Raw genomic sequence first — 17,067 nt, 5'->3', positions numbered from 1 at the left:
ATTGCTGCGTCGTGCATGGGGTTTGTGTCTGGGCCTGTGCTTGATCCTGCTGGCCGGCCCGGCACGCGCGGAACCCCAGCCCGTGCTGCGCTATTGCGACTACCCGGTGTACCCGCCGATTTCCTGGAGCGACGGCCAGCAGGTGCGCGGGCTGGCGCCGACCCTGGTGCGCCAGGTGCTGGGGGACCTGGGCTATCAGGTGCAGGTGGTGGTGCTGGGCAACTGGAAGCGCTGCCTGCTGGACGCCGCCGCCGGCCGGGTGGATGTGGTGCTGGCCTACAGCACCAGCCAGCGCCAGCAGGGCCTGCTGTTTTCCCGGGTGCCGGTGCTGCGCGAAGAGGTCGCGCTGTTCGTCAACCGTCGCCACTTGCCGCGCTTCAAGCACTTGCAGGATTTGCGCGCCTACCGCGGCGGCCTGCTGTTCGGTGAGAGCTACGGCCAGGATTTCGACCGCGAAGTGGTGCAGCACGGCAATATCGAATGGGTCTCCAGCAGCCAGCAGAATTTCGGCAAGCTGATCCGCCAGCGCATCGATTTCATCCCTTATGAGCGGCGCACCGGGCAGCTGTTTATCGAGCAGTTGCCGGGCGCCGAAGACATAGTCGCCTTGCCGCAGACCGTGAGCGTCGACTACCTGCGCCTGGCCGTGTCGCGCCAATCGCCCCTGGCGCCGCGCATGGCCGAGATCGACGCGCAATTGCAGCGTCAGGTCGACAGCGGCGCGGTGCAGCGCTGGCTGGCGCAAAGCCAGGACGCCTACCGCGCCATGCTCAAGGCGCAGCGCGGGGCCACGCCATGATCCGGCTGCGCTCCGCCGGCCTGTTGCGCCGCCTGCTGTTGTTCATTTTGCTGTTCAGCCTGTGTTTCACCGTGCTCGCCAGCAGCGTGCAGCTGTACTTCGAGTACCGCCGGGAAATGCGCGAGATCGACAGCCGCATGGAGCTGATCCGCGCCGGTTACCTGGGCAGCCTGGAACGTAACCTGTGGGACCTCAACCAGGAACAGCTCACCGTGCAGTTGCAGGGGTTGGTGGACTTCTCCGACGTGGCCCGGGTGCATCTGGTCAGCAGTGATTTCGACTTGCAGCAGGGCAATAGCGAGCTGATCGGGCCGTTGCGGGTCGAGCGCTTTCCCTTGAGCTACCAGCCGCCGTCCGGGCCGCTGCGCCAGCTCGGTGAATTGCAGGTCAGCACCGACTTGGGGGCGGTGTACCGGCGCCTGTACGCCACCGGCTTGGCCAGCCTGCTGTGGATGAGCGTGTTTCTCTGCGGGCTGGCGGTGGCCTTGTCCGGGCTGTTCTACCGCCTGGTGACCCGGCACTTGCAAGTGATGGCCGACTTTGCCCGGCGCGTGGCCGCGGGTGATTTGCAGCAGCCCCTGCACCTGGATAAACGCCAGCGTCCGGGCGGCGATGAAATCGACACCGTGGCCCGCGCCCTGGACGACATGCGCCGGGCGATTCTCGACGATGTGCAGCGCCGCGAAGCCGACCGCCTGGCCCTGCAGGACAAGCGCGACGAATTGCAGAAAATGGTCCAGCGCCGCACCGCCAGCCTCAAGCACGCCAAGGATGAGGCCGAAGCGGCGAACCTGGCCAAGTCGCGCTTTCTGGCGACCATGAGCCACGAACTGCGCACCCCGTTGAATGGCATCCTCGGCATGGCCGAGTTGCTGCGTCAGGCGCCGCTGGAGCAACAGGACCGCCAGCGCTTGCAGGCCTTGCATCAGGCCGGCGAGGGCTTGCTCGGCATCCTCAACGAAGTGCTGTCCTTTGCCCGGTTAGAGGAGGGCGAAAGCCGCCCGGAAGTTCGGGACTTTTCCCTGCGCCAACTGCTGGAAGAAGTCACCACCCTGTTGCAGCCCCGGGCCGAGGGCAATCGCACTCGCCTGGAACTGCATATCGACCCGCAACTGGCGTCGCGTCAGCAGGGCGCCGAGCAGTACTTGCGCCAGGTGCTGAGCAACCTGCTGGCCAACGCCATTCGTTTTACCGAGGGCGGCTGGGTGCGGGTCGAGGTGCAGGTACTGAGCAGCAGCGCCGAGGGCCAGCGCTTGCGCTGCTGCGTGCGCGACAACGGCATCGGCATTGCCGCGTCGATGCGCGAGAAGATCTTCGAGCGTTTCGTCCAGGCCAGTGATGAAGTCACCCGACGTTACGGCGGCACCGGCCTGGGCCTGGCCATCTGCAAGCACCTGCTGCAACAGCTGGACGGGCGCATCGGCGTCGACAGCGAGCTGGGGCAGGGCAGCTGCTTCTGGTTCGAGCTGCTGCTGGGCATCGGCCAGGAACCTTTGCCGGTGCCCGCGCTGCCAGCGCCGACCCAGGCCTTGCAGATCCTGGTGGTGGAAGACGTGGCCCTGAACCGTGAAGTGGCCAGCGGCCTGCTGGAGCGTGACGGCCATCAGGTGTGGCTGGCGCAAGACGGCGAGTCGGCCCTGGCCCTGTGCCGGCACCAGGCCTTCGACCTGTTGCTGCTGGACGTGCACCTGCCCGGCATCAGCGGGGTCGAGCTGTGCCGGGAAATTCGCCAGCGCCCCGGGCCCAACCAGCAGGTGCGCATCGTCGCCCTGACCGCCAGTGTCCAACCGGCCGTAGTGCGCGGCTATTTGCAGGCCGGGATGCAAGGCATTCTCGGCAAGCCGTTGCAGTTGGAGAGCCTGCGCCAGGTGCTGGCCGGGCAGGTGCAGCCGCCACCCTTGGCCGACCCGCAAGGCCTGCTCGACCAGGGCGTGCTGGACACCCATCGGCGCCTGTTGGGCGAGCAGAAGCTGCAGGGCCTGCTCCAGGTCCTGGCCAACGCCCTGGACCAGCAGCAACCGCTGCTGGCCGACGCCCTGGCCGCCGAGGACTGCACCGAAGTCCTGCACCTGGCCCATCGCCTGGCGGGCAGTGCCGACTCCATGGGCTTTTGCGCCCTGGCCCGGGCGCTACGGGAAGTGGAAAGCGCGGCGCAACACAGCGAGCGCCCGGCCCTCACGACCCTGACGGCGAGCCTGCAACCGCTCTGGCAGCAGTCCCGGGCCTTGCTGCAACGCCTGCTGGAAGCCTGACGTACAAAAAACTTACGACTTTTTACATCTTCGATCCTGACGGTCAATCCGAACTTACATGGCTTTCCAATAATCGCCCAAGCCGCGCCCGCCGCGGCCTTCGAAGCTTATTGGAGATAATAATAATGAACTGCCTGCAAGCTGCTTCCGTCGTCCGCCACACCCCTTCGCCCCGCGCCCTGCGCCTCATCGACTGCTGAGGTGCGCCATGACAACCACCACTGAACGTAAAGGCATCCACCTGACCCGCTCGTTGAAGAGCCGGCACATTTTCATGTTGTCCCTGGGCGGGGTGATCGGCACTGGGCTGTTCATGGGCTCCGGGGTCACCATCAACCAGGGCGGCCCCTGGGGGGCGATCCTCTCTTACCTGGTGGCCGGGTTCCTGATGTACCTGGTGATGGTCTGCCTCGGCGAGCTGTCGGTGCAGATGCCGGTGTCCGGCTCGTTCCAGGCCCATGCCACGAAATACATCGGCCCGGCCACCGGCTTCATGATCGGCTGGGTCTACTGGATGAGCTGGGCCACCACCGTGGGCCTGGAGTTCACCGCCGCCGGCATGCTGATGCAGCGCTGGTTCCCCGGGGTGCCGATCTGGTACTGGTCGGCGCTGTTCGTGGCCTTGCTGTTCGGTATCAACGCCCTGGCCACTCGGGCCTTTGGCGAGGCCGAATACTGGTTCGCCGGGGTCAAGGTGCTGGCGATCCTGAGCTTTATCGTGGTCGGCGCGCTGGTGATCTTCGGCGTCATCGACCTGCCCAATAGCGCCCCGGCGCCGATGCTCGACAACCTCAAGGGCGACTCGCTGTTCCCCAACGGCCTGCCGGCGGTGTTCGCGGTGATGATGACCGTGGTCTATGCCTTCCAGGGCTGCGAGATCATGGGCGTGGCCGCTGGTGAAACCGACCAGCCGGAAAAAAGCATCCCGCGGGCCGTGCGCAACGTGGTGTTCCGGGTGCTGATCTTCTACGTCCTGGCGGTGATGGTGCTGGCGGCGATCATTCCCTGGCAGCAGGCCGGGCTGGTGGAAAGCCCCTTCGTCCAGGTGTTCGACATGGTGGGCATTCCTTATGCCGCCGACCTGATGAACTTCGTGATCCTCACGGCGATTCTTTCGGTGGGCAACTCTGGGCTCTATGCCTCCACGCGGATCCTCTGGGCCATGTCCAAATCCGGCATGGCGCCCAAGGCCCTGTCGCCCCTGAGCAGACAAGGCGTGCCCCTGCGCGCCCTGGCCATCACCCTGTGCTTTGCCCTGATCTCGCTGATGACCAGCTTCATCGCCGCCGACACCCTGTTCATGGTGCTGATGGCGGTGAGCGGCATGGCTGGCACCGTGACCTGGATCGTCATTGCCCTGGCCCAGTACCGCTTCCGCCGCCAGTTCCTGCGTGAGGGCGGGCAACTGCACCAGCTCAAATACCGCGCCCCGTGGTTCCCCCTGGTGCCGCTGCTGTGCATCGTCCTGTGCAGCTCGCTGTTCGTGTTCCTGGCCCTCGACGAAACCCAGCGCCCGTCCTTGTACTGGGGTTCCGGTTTTATCGTCCTGTGCTATGGCGCCTACTACCTGATGCAGCGCAAACGCCAACTGCAACCTGCCGCCGCCGTGTAGGAGCCGGCTTGCCGGCGAAGAGGCCCGCAAGCCATGCGTCGCCCGGGCCGACGCCTTCGCTGGCAAGCCAGCTCCTACAGGAAGGTGCTGCGCGAGATTGCTTTGTAGGAGCCGGCTTGCCGGCGAAGAGGCCCGCAAGCCATGCGCCGCCCGGGCCGACGCTTTCGCTGGCAAGCCAGCTCCTACGGGAAGGTGTTGCGCGAGATTGCTTTGTAGGAGCCGGCTTGCCGGCGAAGAGGCCCGCAAGACATGCAGCGCCTGGGCCGACGCCTTCGCTGGCAAGCCAGCTCCTACGGGAGGATGTTGCGCGAGATTGCTTTGTAGGAGCCGGCTTGCCGGCGAAGGGGCCCGCAAGCCACGCGTCGCCCGGGCCGACGCTTTCGCTGGCAAGCCAGCTCCTACGGGAAGGTGTTGCGCGAGATTGCTTTGTAGGAGCCGGCTTGCCGGCGAAGGGGCCCGCAAGACATGCGTCGCCCGGGCTGACGCCTTCGCTGGCAAGCCAGCTCCTACGGGAAGGTGTTGCGCGAGATTGCTTTGTAGGAGCCGGCTTGCCGGCGAAGGGGCCCGCAAGACATGCAGCGCCCGGGCCGACGCCTTCGCTGGCAAGCCAGCTCCTACGGGAGGGTGTTGCGCGAGATTGCTTTGTAGGAGCCGGCTTGCCGGCGAAGAGGTCCGCAAGCCATGCCGAACCAAAGTGACTCGCCGTCAGGGCGAAACCTTCAGCCGCCGCGCCCGCAGCAACGGCTATGTCCCCCAAAGAACACTCACCTCAAGCCAACGACTTCGCCATGACCCCCACGAACAACGGCGACTCCAACCACTCCCGCAACCACCTCTGCAAAGCGCCATGGGGCGTCTGCGCAAACCACTCCCGGTCGACATGGGCAAATTGGCGAACAAACGGCAGCAACGCCATGTCCACCAAGCTCGGATGCTCCGCCAGCAGATAGCGCCGCTGCTGCAGCAACCCGTCCAGGTGCGCCAGAAACGCTTCGCCCTGGCCCCGGTAATGCTCCATGGGCGCCTCGGGATAGCGCTCGGCGTACTTGTAGCGATTGAGGTGAACCTTGAACACCTGATCGTTCTCGGCAATCAACGCCGCCATCCGCGCCTGGGCCGTGGGGTCCGTGCTCAGCCGCCAGTCTTCGGGGTCATGCTGGGCCAGGGCCCAGTGCATGATCTCCAGGCTCTCGTCGATCACCCGGTCCTCCAGGGCCAGCACCGGCACCGTGCCCTTGGGCGACAGGGCAAGCATCTCGGCCGGCTTGGCCTTGAGGCTGACTTCGACGATCTGCACCGGCACCCCGGCATAGCGCAGGGCCAGTCGCGCGCGCATGGCGTAAGGGCAGCGGCGGAACGAGTAGAGGGTCGCCTCGGGCATCGCTCGCGTGCTCATTTCACCTCCAGGGTGCTCAGGCCGTTGCCCTGGCGGCTGACCTGGATCTGCACCGGGATCCGTTCGTGCATTTCCTGGACGTGGGAAATCACCGCGACCTTGCGTCCCTGGGCCTGCAGGCCGTCGAGGGCGTCCATGGCCAGTTGCAGGGACTCGGGGTCGAGGCTGCCGAAGCCTTCGTCGATGAACAGCGATTCGATCTTCAGGGTGCTGGAGGCCATGGACGCCAGCCCCAGGGCCAGGGCCAGGGATACGAGGAAGGTTTCACCGCCGGACAGCGAGTGCACCGAGCGCAGTTCATCGCCCATCTCGGTGTCCAGCACCAGCAGGCCGAGCATGCTGCCGCCGCGCTTGAGGCGGTAGCGCCGCACCAGCTGGCGCAACTGGGCGTTGGCGTGGTGCACCAGCAGGTCGAGGTTGTAGGCCTGGGCGATCTTGCGGAAGGTGTCGCCGGTGGCCGAGCCGATCAGGGCATTGAGCCGGGCCCAGCGCTGCCATTGCTGGTAGGCCTCGTGGATCTGCTGGCCCAGGGCCTGATTGGCCTCCTGGCGACGCTGATCCTCGCTTTGCCGGGCGCGCAGTTCCGCCACCTGCTGTTCGCTGGCGAGGGCTTGTTGCTGCAGCTCTTCAAGGGCCTGGGCCAGTGGCTCGGCCTCCAGGTTGCCGTTGTGCTGGGCCTGGTGCTGTTGCAGGCGCTGCTGACGCTCCTGGAGCAGGACCTTGGCTTGTTCGATGGCCTTGTCGTTGGCCTGCAACTGCAGGCGCAGTTGCTGGATCTGCTGCTCGTCCAGTTCCAGCAGCTGTTGCAGGCCGGCGTCATCCAGTTCCGGGTGCTGGGCGCGCCATTGTTCGATGCTGGCGGCCAGTTGCTGCTGTTCGCCGTCCAGGGCTTGCAGACGCTCTTGCCGGGCCTTGAGCTCGGCGCTCAGTTGGATCAGTTGCTGCTGCAGCTCCTGCTGCTCGTGCTGGGCCCTGGCCTGGGCGCTGCGGGCCTGTTCCAGCGCCTGATCGAGCTGCTGCTGCCAGTGTTCGGCGCTGGAGTGGCTGCCCAGCAGGGTGTTCAGGCGTTCCTGGCAGGCTTGTTGCTGCTGGCTCAGGTCGCTGAATTGCGTCTGGGCAGCGCTCAGTTGCTGCTGGCGGGTCAGTTGCCGGTCCTGTTCCTTTTCCAGCAGCTGTTGGCGTTGCTGTTGTTCTTCGGTTTCGTCCTGGCGTTCGCGCAACTGCTCGATGCGTTGCAGCACCTGCTGGTCCAGGTGCATGAAGGTGTTGGCCGGGTCACGGCGCAGGCCTTCGAGCACCTCGGCCGGCAGCCGTTGGCTGAAGTTGTCCAGCTCTTCGTCCAGGCGCTGGCGGTCGGCGCTCAGTTGTTCCTGTTGTTTGTGCAGGTCCTGGGCGGCGTGCTGGTTGGCCTCGACGGCCGCCTGCAGTTGCTGTTGCAGGCGCGCGGCATCCTTTTGCAGGGTCAGCAGGGCGCCCTGGCGGTTTTCGTCCTGGCTGATGCTCTGTTGCAGCTGTTCCAGTTGCTGGCGTAGCCAGGCGTCGCGCTGGGCCGGGTCGCGCTCCAGTAGCGCGGCGCTCAGCGGGTGGGCCTCGATGCTCAGGGCCAGGGCCTGTTGCTGGCTGGTCAGTTGTTCCTGTTGCTGGAGAAACTCTTTCTGCTGGGCGATCAGGCCCTGGACCTGGGCCCGCAGTTCGTTGAGCTGCTCCTTGAGCGCATCCACCGCCTGACGGGCCCCGGCTTCCTCGCTGGCGTCGTGGCGTCCGAGGCTCTGCAACAGGGCCTCGGGCTGGTGATAGGGGTGTTCGACGCTGCCGCACACCGGGCACGGCTGATCGTCCTGCAACTGCCCGCGCAGTTCCTCGACGCTGGCGCTGCGGGCCAGCCGCTGGCGCTCCAGCAGGGCCTGGGTGACGCTCAGGGCCTGCTCGGCCAGGCTCAGCTCGGCCTTGGCTTGCAGGCCGGCCTGGTTCAGTGCCTCGCGCTGGGCGGCCACTGCCTGCTGCTTGTCCTGCAGTGCCTGAGCGCGTTGCGTCAGGTCCTGCTGCTGGGCCCAGAGTCGGGCCAGGTCTTCGACGGCGCGTTGCTGTTTGCGATTGTCCTTGAGCAGTCCATCGAGCAGTTGGATCTGCTCGGCCACGGCCTGGGGTTCGGCGTCGGCTTCGCGGTAGAGCAGTTCCAACTGGGCGCGTTGTTCGCTCAACTGCTGGGCGGCGGCGCTGGCCCGCTGTTCCAGGGCCGGGAGTTCGCTCTGGCCCTGGTTCAGGCGATTGCCGATCAGCATCAGTTGCTGCAGGCGTTCACGGTAGGCGTTCCAGGCTTCGCTCAAGGGGGCGAGGGCGGCGCTGTGCTCGAGTTGAGCGCTGATCCGCTCCAGGCGCTGGCCCACCAGGCGCTGCTGCTCCAGCAACTGCTCGATGTCCTGCTGACCCCGGGCGCAGGCCTGCTCGGCCTGTTCGCGCTGTTCGGTGGCCTGGGCCAGGCTCTGCCCCAGGCGGGTCAGGTTGGCCTGTTCGGCAAAGGCTTCACGCAGCAGCGGCGCGCTGTCGCTGTGCTGGCTCTGGGCCCGGGTCAGGGCCTCGCCGGCGTCGAGCACTCGCTGCTGCAACTGTTGGTGCTGTTGTTGCTGTTCAAGCTGATGCGCGGCCTGCTGCTCGATCTGTTGGCGCAGAGGCTCCAGGGCTTGTTGCAGCTCGATCTGGCGCAGGAACTGGTGACGCTGCGGCGCCAGTTGCTCCAGCCGTTGCAGGCGCAGGCGCTGCGGGGCCAGGGTCTGAGCCTGCTGCTCGGCCTGTTGCAACTGCTCGGCGGCGTCTTGTCGGGCCTGCTGCCACTGTCCCAGTTCCTTGAGCCAGCTGTGCTGGGCTTCCAGCTGTTTGAGCCGGGCCTGCTGGGTCTTGAGCTGTTGCTGGGCGTCGTTGAACTGCTGGTCCAGTTCGGCCCGGGCTTCGGGGTCCAGCGGGGTGATGCCGCTGGCCTGGGCCTTGAGTTCCTTGTGGGCCTCTTCGGCCTCCTTGCTCTTGCTGTAGGCGCGGCGCCCCAACTGGCTGTAGATCGAGGTGTTGGTGAGCTTTTCCAGCAGCTCGCTGCGTTCCTTGTCGTCGGCCTTGAGAAAGGCGCTGAACTCGCTCTGGGCCAGCATCACGGCGCGGGTGAACTGCTCGAAGTTGAGGCCCAGCTTGGCCTCGATCAGCTGTTCATAGTCGCGCTTGCCGCTGGCCAGCAACTGATTGCTGTCCAGGTCGTGCAGGCTCTGCCGGCTGCTTTGCAGTTTGCCGTTGGCCTTGTCGCGGGCGCGGTTGGTTTCCCAGCGGGCGCGATAGCGACGCCCGTCGACACCGACAAAGTCCACCTCGGCGAACCCGCTGCCGGTGCCACGGCGCAGCAGGGTGCGCGGGTCGCCGGTGGAGATATCGCTATCGACCTCGGGAACCTTGTTCTCCTTGGCGATCTTGTTCAGCCGCGGCACTGCGCCGAACAACGCCAGGCACAGGGCGTCCAGCAGGGTGCTCTTGCCGGCGCCGGTGGGCCCGGTGATGGCGAACAGCCCGGCGCTGGCCAGGGGCTCGGCGCTGAAGTCGATCTCGAATGGCCCGGCCAGGGAGGCCAGGTTCTTCAGGCGGATGGCCAGGATCTTCATGGCTGTTCCCCTTCTTGCTGCACGTCCTGCAACAGCAGGGCGAAATCCTTGAGGGTGGCGTCGTCCACCTCGTTGGCGTAGGCATCGCGCCAGGCCCGGCGGAACAGTTCTTCGGGGCTCAGTTGATCCAGGTCGATCAGCTCGGCGCCGGCCTCTTCAGCGTCGCGGCCGCCATTGCCGGCGTATTCGGCGGCAATCCGTACCAGGCGCACGGCCTTGCCTTGCAGGGCGCTTTCCACTTGCTGGCGCAGGTCCGGCTGCGGTTCGTCGAGGCGCACCCGCACTTCCAGCCAGGGCTGGCGCTGTTCTTCGGCCAACAGGTCGATGTCCGGCAGCTCGCCGAGCTGGGTCAGGAGCTCACCCAGGGGCGCCGGGCCCAGGCGTTGCAGGTTGACCGCCCGGGGAATCAGCCGCGGCTCGACGCTGACCAGGGTTTCGCCGTCCAGGCGCACGTCGAGGATCTGGTGCTGGTAGCCGATCTCGGAAAACGACAGCGGGATCGGCGAGCCGCTGTAGCGGATGCGCTGCTCGCCGTTGACCTTCTGCGGTTTATGCAGGTGCCCCAGGGCGACGTAGCTGACGTCCGCGCCGAACAGGCTGGCGGGCAGCGCCTCGGCGTTGCCGATGATCAGGCTGCGCTCGGAATCTTCGGACACCGAGCCGCCGGCCATGTGCGCGTGGCTCACGGCGATCAGGGCCTGGCCCGGCTGGCGCTTGGCATTGGCCGCGGCGATCAGCCATTCATGGACCTGGGCGATGCCCTTGAGGTAGTCGTCGCCCAGTTTTGCGCCGGTGACTTCCGCCGGCCGCAGGAACGGCAGGGCCAGGCACCAGGCGGCGATCTGGCCACTGGCATCGGGCAGCGGCAGCAACAGGCGTTCGACATCCAGCTGGCCGTCATCCAGCCACAGTACCCGGCCCAGGGCGTGGGTGCGCAGGCGCCGCATCAGCGGCGCCGGCAGCTCGATGCGCGAGCCGGAGTCGTGGTTGCCGGCGATCATCACCACGGTCAGGGCCGGCTGTTGTTCGTGAGCGCTGACGATGAAGTCGTAGAGCCGCTCCTGGGCTTTGACCGGCGGGTTGACGGTGTCGAAGATGTCGCCGGCGATCAGCAGTACATCCGGCTGCTCAGCTTTGAGCTGACGCAGCAGCCACTCCAGGAAACAGGCGTGTTCGAAGTCCCGTTCCTGGCCGTGGAGGTTCTGGCCCAGGTGCCAGTCGGAGGTGTGAAACAGATGCAAGGCAAACTCCGCATGAAAAAGGCTGGCCGCACAGAAGATGACCGCGGCGAAAGGGTCGAGAGTTTAAAGGCAAACGCATGTTTATGCCCGACGCTGCGGCAAATGCAGGCGCGATTGGCCCAGCGGCTTGGCTCCAGGAAGGTGGCTGTAGGAGCTGGCTTGCCAGCGAAAGGGCCCGCTCAGGCGCTGCATGACTCACGGGCCTCTTCGCCGGCAAGCCGGCTCCTACTCGGGAGTGGGCTGCGCGGCTGCTGTTATTTGGGGTAGAGCGGCGGCAGGCTGGTGGTGTCCGCCAGCGGGTCCTGGACTCGCTCGTTGATGGGGATGGCGCGGATCGCCCGCCACAGTTCCTCACCTTGCCAATACTGGCCGGTTTCGCTGTAGAGGGCGCCGTTGAGTCCGTCCAGGGCATCGGACAGCGGGATGAAGCGCGCGGCCATGTCGGCCAGGGTTTCCGGTTGCTGGCGCGCCCAGGCATCCAGGGCCTGGCGGGTGGCTTGCGGGTCGTTGGCCTGGCAGGCGCGCTTGAGGTCGTCCAGCAGCGAGCGCGGGCTTGGGCCGGTCTGGGTGGCGCGCAGCACCGCCGGCTGCGAGCGGGCCCGCCACCACAGGCCGAAGCCCAGGAGGGTGGTGCAGGCCAGCAGCAGGGTGCTCAGTTGCCAGGGCCAGAGCGGCCCCTCGTCGCTGTCGGCCTGGGGCGTGCCGGTCGGGGTATCCACCACCAGGCTCGGGTTGTTCGCTACCTGCAGGCTGCGGGCCGGCAGGCGGGTGAGTTCCAGGCGCTCTTGCTGGGTGTTCCACCAGGTCACTTCCAGGCCCGGTAGATTGACTTCGCCGGTGCGGGTCGGCACCAGCGCCTGGCGCTCTTCGCGAATGCCCAGCAGGCCCTGCTCGACGTGCTGGTTGCTCAGCTGCGGCTGGTCGGGGTAACTGCGCAGGCCGTTGACCTCGGGCTGGGGCAGGGGCGGCAGTTGGGTGCTGGACAGGCCTTCGGCGCGCAGGGTCAGGCTGCGGGTCAGGGAGTCGCCGACCTGCGGATGATCGGGCTCCGGGTTCCAGCTTTCAGTCAGCTCCAGGCGGCGCGCCGGCAGCCAGGGGACATCGTCGGGATAGCCGGCGGGCTTGCCCAGCACCTCCAGGCTCATGGGCTCGGAGCTGACATGGATCAGCTTGCCGGGCTTGGGCGCCTGGGGCGCGGGTTCCTGGTCGTTGCCCGGGTTGGCCAGGGTGGCGCTGAAGGTCAGGGCCGGGATCTGCAACGGACCGCTGCGCTGGGGGTACAGGGCGTAGCGCATCTCGATCACCCCGTGACGCACGCCATTGATGAGTTTTTCGTAGGTGCGCGGCTCGCCCAGTTGCTCGACCCGGGCGTCGTCGAGTTGCAGGGGGCTGAGGTTGCTGTCGTCGAACAGCGGCACCGAATGGTAGATGTGCAGGGTCAGCAGGGCCTGGGCCTGGACGTAGACCTTGGGTTGGTCGAGTTCGGCCTTGATGAACACCGGCTCCAGCCGGGTGTCCTGATCCTGGGCCGCCCCGGCGTTGACTTGCAGGCTCAGGGCCTGGCTGTGCAGATTGCCCAGTTGCAGCGGGGCGATCTCCAGGGTGCCGAGCTGGCGCGGCAGCAGGGTGATGATCCAGCGGGTGCTGGCGTGGTTGTCGCCCAGGCTGTTGAGCTGGTTGACCTGGCGTGTGCCGCGTACTTCGAACTGACTGTCCAGGGGCGTGAGATCGGGCTTGCCGAACTGGGTGACGTCGCTGGACTCCAGGGTCAGCTCGACGGTTTCCCCGGCGTTCACCTGGCTGCGGTCCAGGCTGGCGGACAGCCCGGCAGCCTGGGACGGGGCCGTCCAGAACGCGAGGGCTAGCAGAAGGGCAGCGGTGCAGCGGGTCATCGAGTTTTTCCCTGATCCTGATGTTGTTGCTGTTCGTACCAGAATTTACGCCTCAGCAGTTCGCCCGGATCGTCCGGGATCTTGCGCAGCCATTGTTCCAGCGCCTGCTGGTGTTCGGCGTCCAGGCTGTCCTGGGCCGGGCGCAGCGGGGTGGTGGTGTGCTGGTCGTCCAGTTCGCTGCCGGGCACCTCGCTGTTGCCGTTGCTCGGCGGCACCGGCGTGGCCTCGCCGGTTTCGGCCGCGGTCTGCCCGTTGTTGTCCGGGGGGTCGCTGCCGCTGGTCGGCTGGGTCGCGGCGCCGCTGGGACCGGCGTTGTTGCTGTCGTCACTGTCGGGGTTCTGCGGCTTTTGCGGCGCTGTCGGTGGGGCCACCTGCTGCTGTTGCAACAGGCTTTGCACCAGGGCCTTGTTGGCCAGGGCCGGTTGCAGGTCCGGCTGGCGTTCCAGGGCTTGCTCGTAGGCGTCGATGGCCGCTTCCAGTTCACCGCTGCGGGCCAGGGCATTGCCGCGATTGTAGTGGGCGCGGGCGTCGTTGCCTTCGGCAAAGCGCTCGGCGGCGGCAGTGTAGTTGCCGGATTCGTACAGGGCCACGCCTTGCCATTGCGGGTCCTGGAAGCGCCGCGCGGCCTCGGCCGGACGCTGCTGCTCCAGCAGCCGTTGACCCTGCTGGTCGGGGCGCAACCACAGGTCTTGCCAGTCCAGGGCGTAGCTCGGCTGCGGCGCGGCCAACAGCAGCAGCGGCAGGCAGAACAGCCAGCCCCGGCGCCCGGCGCAGGCGGCCAGCAACAGCAGTGGCAGCAACAGCCAGTAGCCCTGGTCGGCCCAGGTGTCCAGGCGCAGGGTCTGGCCGTCATTGCGCAATCCCTGGGGGCCGCCCAGCAGGCCCAGGCCCTTGAGGTCGCTGTCGTCCAGGCGCGCCTGCCGGTAGCGGCCGCCGACCTCGCCGATGAACTGCTTGAGGTCCGGGCTGTCCAGGCGCGACACCAGGATCGCCCCCAGATCGTCCTTGAGGTAGCTGCCGTCTTCCTGGGTCACCGGGGCGCCGTCGCGGCTGCCCAGGCCCAGCATCAGCAACTGCGGTGCGTCACCGCTAAGGGCCTGGCGGATGCCCTGGCGCTCCTGTTCGCTGAGGGAGGTGGCCATCAGCAGCACCCGGCCCTGGCCCAGGGCGCCCTGGTCCAGCAGCTTGAGGGCCTTGAGCAGGGCCAGGTCGGCGCGTTGGCCGGCCTGGGGCATGATCGACGGTTTCAGCGCGTCCAGCAGATTGCGGCTGGTGGCCAGGTCATCGGACAGCGGCACCAGGGTATGGGCGCTGCCGGCATAGACCACGATCGCGGTCTGGGCGTCGCTGCGCGCTTGCAACAGGTCCAGCAACTTGTGCCGGGCCTGCTCCAGGCGGTTGGGCGGCACGTCGCTTGCGAGCATCTGCGGGGTCAGTTCCAGCAGTACCACCAGCGGGTCGGCGGGTTTCTGGCTGGTCTGTTCCACTCGCTGCCAGCTGGGGCCGAGCAGGGCCAGCACCGCCAGCAGCCAGGCCAGGCCCAGGGCCACCCAGGGCAGCTTGCTTTCGCGGCCGTTGCCGCCACTGAGCAGGGCGGCGTGAAAGGCCGGTGGCAGGATCATCTGCCAGCGTCCGGCGCGCTTCTGCCGGTGCCAGAGCTTCCACAGCAACAGCGCCAGCAGCGGCAGCACCAGCAGCCACTCCGGACGGAACCAATGGGGCCAGAGGCTGATCATCGACGCCTCCGCAAGCGCAGGCGCTTGAGCCGCTGGCGCCAGTCATGGGCAGGGAGCAGGAAGCTCGACTCGCTGAAGAAACGCTGCAGCGGGTTGTGCGACCAGCGCTCGCGCAGCACCAGCAGCACGCTGAGCAGCAGGGCGACGGCCAGGGGCCAGTGGTACAGGGCCTGGGCCGGGCGGGCCTGGGTCGGTTGCTGGGCCACGGGTTCCAGTTGGTCGAGGGTTTCCTTGATGGCCTGCAGCTCCTGGCCGTCATGGGCGCGGAAGTAGCGCCCGCCGGTGACCTCGGCCAACTCCTTGAGCGCCGGTTCGTCCAGGTCCAGGCTCGGGTTGAGCCCCAATACCCCGAGCGTGGCGCTGTCCTGCGGGTCGGCGCCGATGCCGATAGGGTAGATCTTCACCCCTTCTGCGGCGGCCAGCCGGGCGGCGGTAATGGGCGCGATCTCGCCGCCATTGTTGGCGCCGTCGGTGACCAGGATCAGCACTCGGCTCTGCGCCGGACGCTGGCGCAGGCGCTTGAGGGCCAGGCCGATGGCGTCGCCGATGGCGGTGTTCTTGCCGGCGATGCCGATCTTCGCCTCGTCGAGCCAGATCCGCACCGTGCGCCGGTCGAAGGTCAGGGGCGCCTGCAGATAGGCCTTGCTGCCGAACAGGATCAGGCCGACCCGGTCGCCCTCGCGGTGTTCGAGAAAGTCCCCCAGCAGGTGCTTGACCAGGCTCAGGCGGCTGACGTCTTCGTCCTGCCACTGCATGTCGGGAAAGTCCATGGAGCCGGATACGTCCACCGCCACCAGCAGGTCGCGGCCGCTGGCGGCCACCGGCAACGGTTCCCCCAGCCATTGCGGGCGGGCCGCGGCCAGCAGCAACAAGATCCAGAGCAGGATGAAGCGTGCCTGCTGGCGCCAGGCCGGCAGATGGGCCCGGGCCCGGCGTCGGGACAGGCCTTCCAGCTCGCTGAGAAAACTCACTTTCAGCGCCGGTTCGCCGCTGTCGGCCACCGGCAGCACCAGGCGCAGCAGCCAGGGCAGCGGCAACAGGGCGAAGATCCACGGCCAGGCGAACTCAAACATGCTTGCGAATCCAGGTGTCCACCGCCTGGGTCAGGCCGGCGATGGCTTTGTCGTCGAGCTTGCACTCGGGTTTGTAGGCCCCTTCCACCAGCACCATCCAGCGGGTCAGGCCGGCGGCCGGGCAGCGGTTGTCGAGAAACGCCAGCCACTTGCGGCCGTTGAGGGTGTGGCTCTGGCTGTAGGGGTAGTGGTTGCGGCACAGGCGCTTGAGCAGGGCGTTGAGGGCCTGCAGCCAGGCGCCGGCCGGGGCGCCGTCATAGGGCTTGGGCAACAGCGCCAGTTCCGCCAGGGCGGCCAGGCGCACCGGGTCCAGGGGCTGTTCGCTGCGCGGGCGGGTGGTCTTGCGCGGCCACAGGTGACGCCAGCGCCACAGGGCCAGGCCCAGCAGCGGCAGGACCACGGCCAGCCCCCACCAGCCCGGGGCCGGTGGCCACAGGCCGATATCGGGCGGCGGCAGTAGCGGTTGCAGTTGTTCCAGGCTGCTCATCGGCCGGCTCCCGGGCGCTGCGGATTGAGGTACTCGCGCAGCTGCTCGACCATTTCGCTCTGGGTGCTCAGGGGCATCAGTAGCACCCGCAGCTTTTGCGCCAGGCGTTCCCAGCGGGCGATGCGCGCCTCGCTCTGGGCCCGGTAGGCCTGGCGCAGCTCGTAGTTCAGGGTGTCCAGTTCCAGCTGCGCGCCGCGTTCGGCAAAGCGCAGCAGGCCGGCGGCGGGCAGGGCGTGGTCCAGAGGATCGGACAGCGGCATCAGCAGCAGGTCGCAATGGCGCGACAGCAGGCTCAACTGTTGCTCGGCGGCGTCGCTCAGGGCGCGTTCGTCGCAGATCACGATCACCAGGCTCCCCGGCCGCAGCACCTCGCGCCCGCGCAGCAGCGCGGTGCCCAGGGCATCGCGCTGGGGCTGGGCGTCGCTGTGCAGCGACTGGTTGACCCGCACCAGGCGGTTGAGCAGTTGCAACAGGCTCTGCTTGCTGCGCCGGGGCTTGATCTCGTAGTGCTCGTCGTCGCCGTAGACCAGCCCGCCGACCCGGTCGTTATGGCCCAGGGCGGCCCAGCCGATCAGGCTCGCGGCCTGGGCGGCGAGCACCGACTTGAACATCAGCCCGGAGCCGAAGAACAGTTGGCGGCTCTGCTCGACCATGATGAAGATCGGCCGTTCGCGCTCCTCGTGGAACAGCTTGGTGTGCGGTTCCTGGGTGCGCGCGGTGACCCGCCAGTCGATGGTGCGCACGTCGTCGCCGGCCTGGTAGACCCGCACCTGGTCAAAATCCACGCCGCGTCCGCGCAGCTTGGAGTGGTGCAGGCCGATCAGCGGGCTGCGCTGGCTGGGGGTGGAGAACAGCTGCACCTCGCGCACGCGGTGGCGCATCTCGATCAGTTCACCGAGGGTGATGCGAATGCCGGGTTCGGCGCTGGCGTGAGTCATGCA

At 67.4% G+C, this 17,067-nt stretch carries 11 protein-coding genes; 3 read left to right on the top strand and 8 right to left on the bottom strand.

Going from position 1 to position 17,067, the window contains the following annotated elements:
• The first annotated feature begins 1 nt into the window (after position 1).
• The 3 genes from BLV47_RS16005 (at position 2) to BLV47_RS15995 (ending at position 4,663) form a co-directional block, all read left to right on the top strand.
• Positions 2-799: a substrate-binding periplasmic protein gene (locus BLV47_RS16005; RefSeq protein WP_092315160.1), complete on the top strand. Its 798-nt coding sequence runs from the start codon at positions 2-4 to the stop codon at positions 797-799.
• Positions 796-3,051, top strand: coding sequence for an ATP-binding protein (locus BLV47_RS16000; protein ID WP_092315158.1), 2,256 nt, complete (start codon positions 796-798; stop codon positions 3,049-3,051). The genes BLV47_RS16005 and BLV47_RS16000 overlap by 4 nt, the downstream gene beginning before the upstream one ends.
• 208 nt (positions 3,052-3,259) lie before the next feature.
• A complete protein-coding gene (locus BLV47_RS15995) occupies positions 3,260-4,663 on the top strand; it encodes an amino acid permease (RefSeq protein WP_092315156.1) in 1,404 nt (467 codons plus the stop codon).
• A gap of 769 nt (positions 4,664-5,432) precedes the next feature.
• Here the strand turns inward: BLV47_RS15995 and BLV47_RS15990 are convergent.
• The 8 genes from BLV47_RS15990 to BLV47_RS15955 form a co-directional block, all read right to left on the bottom strand.
• Positions 5,433-6,059: a glutathione S-transferase gene (locus BLV47_RS15990; protein WP_092315154.1), complete on the bottom strand. Its 627-nt coding sequence runs from the start codon at positions 6,057-6,059 to the stop codon at positions 5,433-5,435.
• A complete protein-coding gene (locus tag BLV47_RS15985) occupies positions 6,056-9,697 on the bottom strand; it encodes an AAA family ATPase (RefSeq protein WP_092315152.1) in 3,642 nt (1,213 codons plus the stop codon). Before BLV47_RS15985 ends, BLV47_RS15990 begins: the two co-directional genes overlap by 4 nt.
• Complete coding sequence (locus tag BLV47_RS15980; protein WP_092315150.1) at positions 9,694-10,938, bottom strand: exonuclease SbcCD subunit D C-terminal domain-containing protein; 1,245 nt, start codon at positions 10,936-10,938, stop codon at positions 9,694-9,696. Before BLV47_RS15980 ends, BLV47_RS15985 begins: the two co-directional genes overlap by 4 nt.
• A 254-nt stretch (positions 10,939-11,192) precedes the next feature.
• Complete coding sequence (locus BLV47_RS15975) at positions 11,193-12,830, bottom strand: BatD family protein (protein WP_092315148.1); 1,638 nt, start codon at positions 12,828-12,830, stop codon at positions 11,193-11,195.
• The gene (locus tag BLV47_RS15970; protein WP_092315146.1) at positions 12,827-14,566 is read right to left on the bottom strand and encodes a vWA domain-containing protein; all 1,740 of its coding nucleotides are present in this window, start codon (positions 14,564-14,566) and stop codon (positions 12,827-12,829) included. The genes BLV47_RS15975 and BLV47_RS15970 overlap by 4 nt, the downstream gene beginning before the upstream one ends.
• Complete coding sequence (locus BLV47_RS15965; protein WP_092315144.1) at positions 14,563-15,639, bottom strand: vWA domain-containing protein; 1,077 nt, start codon at positions 15,637-15,639, stop codon at positions 14,563-14,565. The genes BLV47_RS15970 and BLV47_RS15965 overlap by 4 nt, the downstream gene beginning before the upstream one ends.
• The gene (locus tag BLV47_RS15960; RefSeq protein WP_092315142.1) at positions 15,632-16,126 is read right to left on the bottom strand and encodes a DUF4381 domain-containing protein; all 495 of its coding nucleotides are present in this window, start codon (positions 16,124-16,126) and stop codon (positions 15,632-15,634) included. The genes BLV47_RS15965 and BLV47_RS15960 overlap by 8 nt, the downstream gene beginning before the upstream one ends.
• Positions 16,123-17,064 (bottom strand): DUF58 domain-containing protein, encoded by a 942-nt coding sequence (locus BLV47_RS15955; protein ID WP_092315140.1) that lies wholly within the window; start codon positions 17,062-17,064, stop codon positions 16,123-16,125. Before BLV47_RS15955 ends, BLV47_RS15960 begins: the two co-directional genes overlap by 4 nt.
• Positions 17,065-17,067: the final 3 nt, after the last annotated feature.

It is taken from the genome of Pseudomonas saponiphila (genome assembly GCF_900105185.1).
Classification (GTDB): Bacteria; Pseudomonadota; Gammaproteobacteria; order Pseudomonadales; family Pseudomonadaceae; genus Aquipseudomonas; species Aquipseudomonas saponiphila.
This window is presented reverse-complemented; position numbering and strand designations above follow the sequence as displayed.

What these genes read in the sequence shown, in the direction of transcription:
- BLV47_RS16000 (WP_092315158.1), top strand. Translation starts at nt 796, where the DNA reads ATGATCCGGCTGCGCTCCGCCGGCCTGTTGCGCCGCCTGCTGTTGTTC.
- BLV47_RS15995 (WP_092315156.1), top strand. Translation starts at nt 3,260, where the DNA reads ATGACAACCACCACTGAACGTAAAGGCATCCACCTGACCCGCTCGTTG.
- BLV47_RS15990 (WP_092315154.1), bottom strand. Translation starts at nt 6,059, where the DNA reads ATGAGCACGCGAGCGATGCCCGAGGCGACCCTCTACTCGTTCCGCCGC.
- BLV47_RS15985 (WP_092315152.1), bottom strand. Translation starts at nt 9,697, where the DNA reads ATGAAGATCCTGGCCATCCGCCTGAAGAACCTGGCCTCCCTGGCCGGG.
- BLV47_RS15975 (WP_092315148.1), bottom strand. Translation starts at nt 12,830, where the DNA reads ATGACCCGCTGCACCGCTGCCCTTCTGCTAGCCCTCGCGTTCTGGACG.
- BLV47_RS15970 (WP_092315146.1), bottom strand. Translation starts at nt 14,566, where the DNA reads ATGATCAGCCTCTGGCCCCATTGGTTCCGTCCGGAGTGGCTGCTGGTG.
- BLV47_RS15965 (WP_092315144.1), bottom strand. Translation starts at nt 15,639, where the DNA reads ATGTTTGAGTTCGCCTGGCCGTGGATCTTCGCCCTGTTGCCGCTGCCC.
- BLV47_RS15960 (WP_092315142.1), bottom strand. Translation starts at nt 16,126, where the DNA reads ATGAGCAGCCTGGAACAACTGCAACCGCTACTGCCGCCGCCCGATATC.
- BLV47_RS15955 (WP_092315140.1), bottom strand. Translation starts at nt 17,064, where the DNA reads ATGACTCACGCCAGCGCCGAACCCGGCATTCGCATCACCCTCGGTGAA.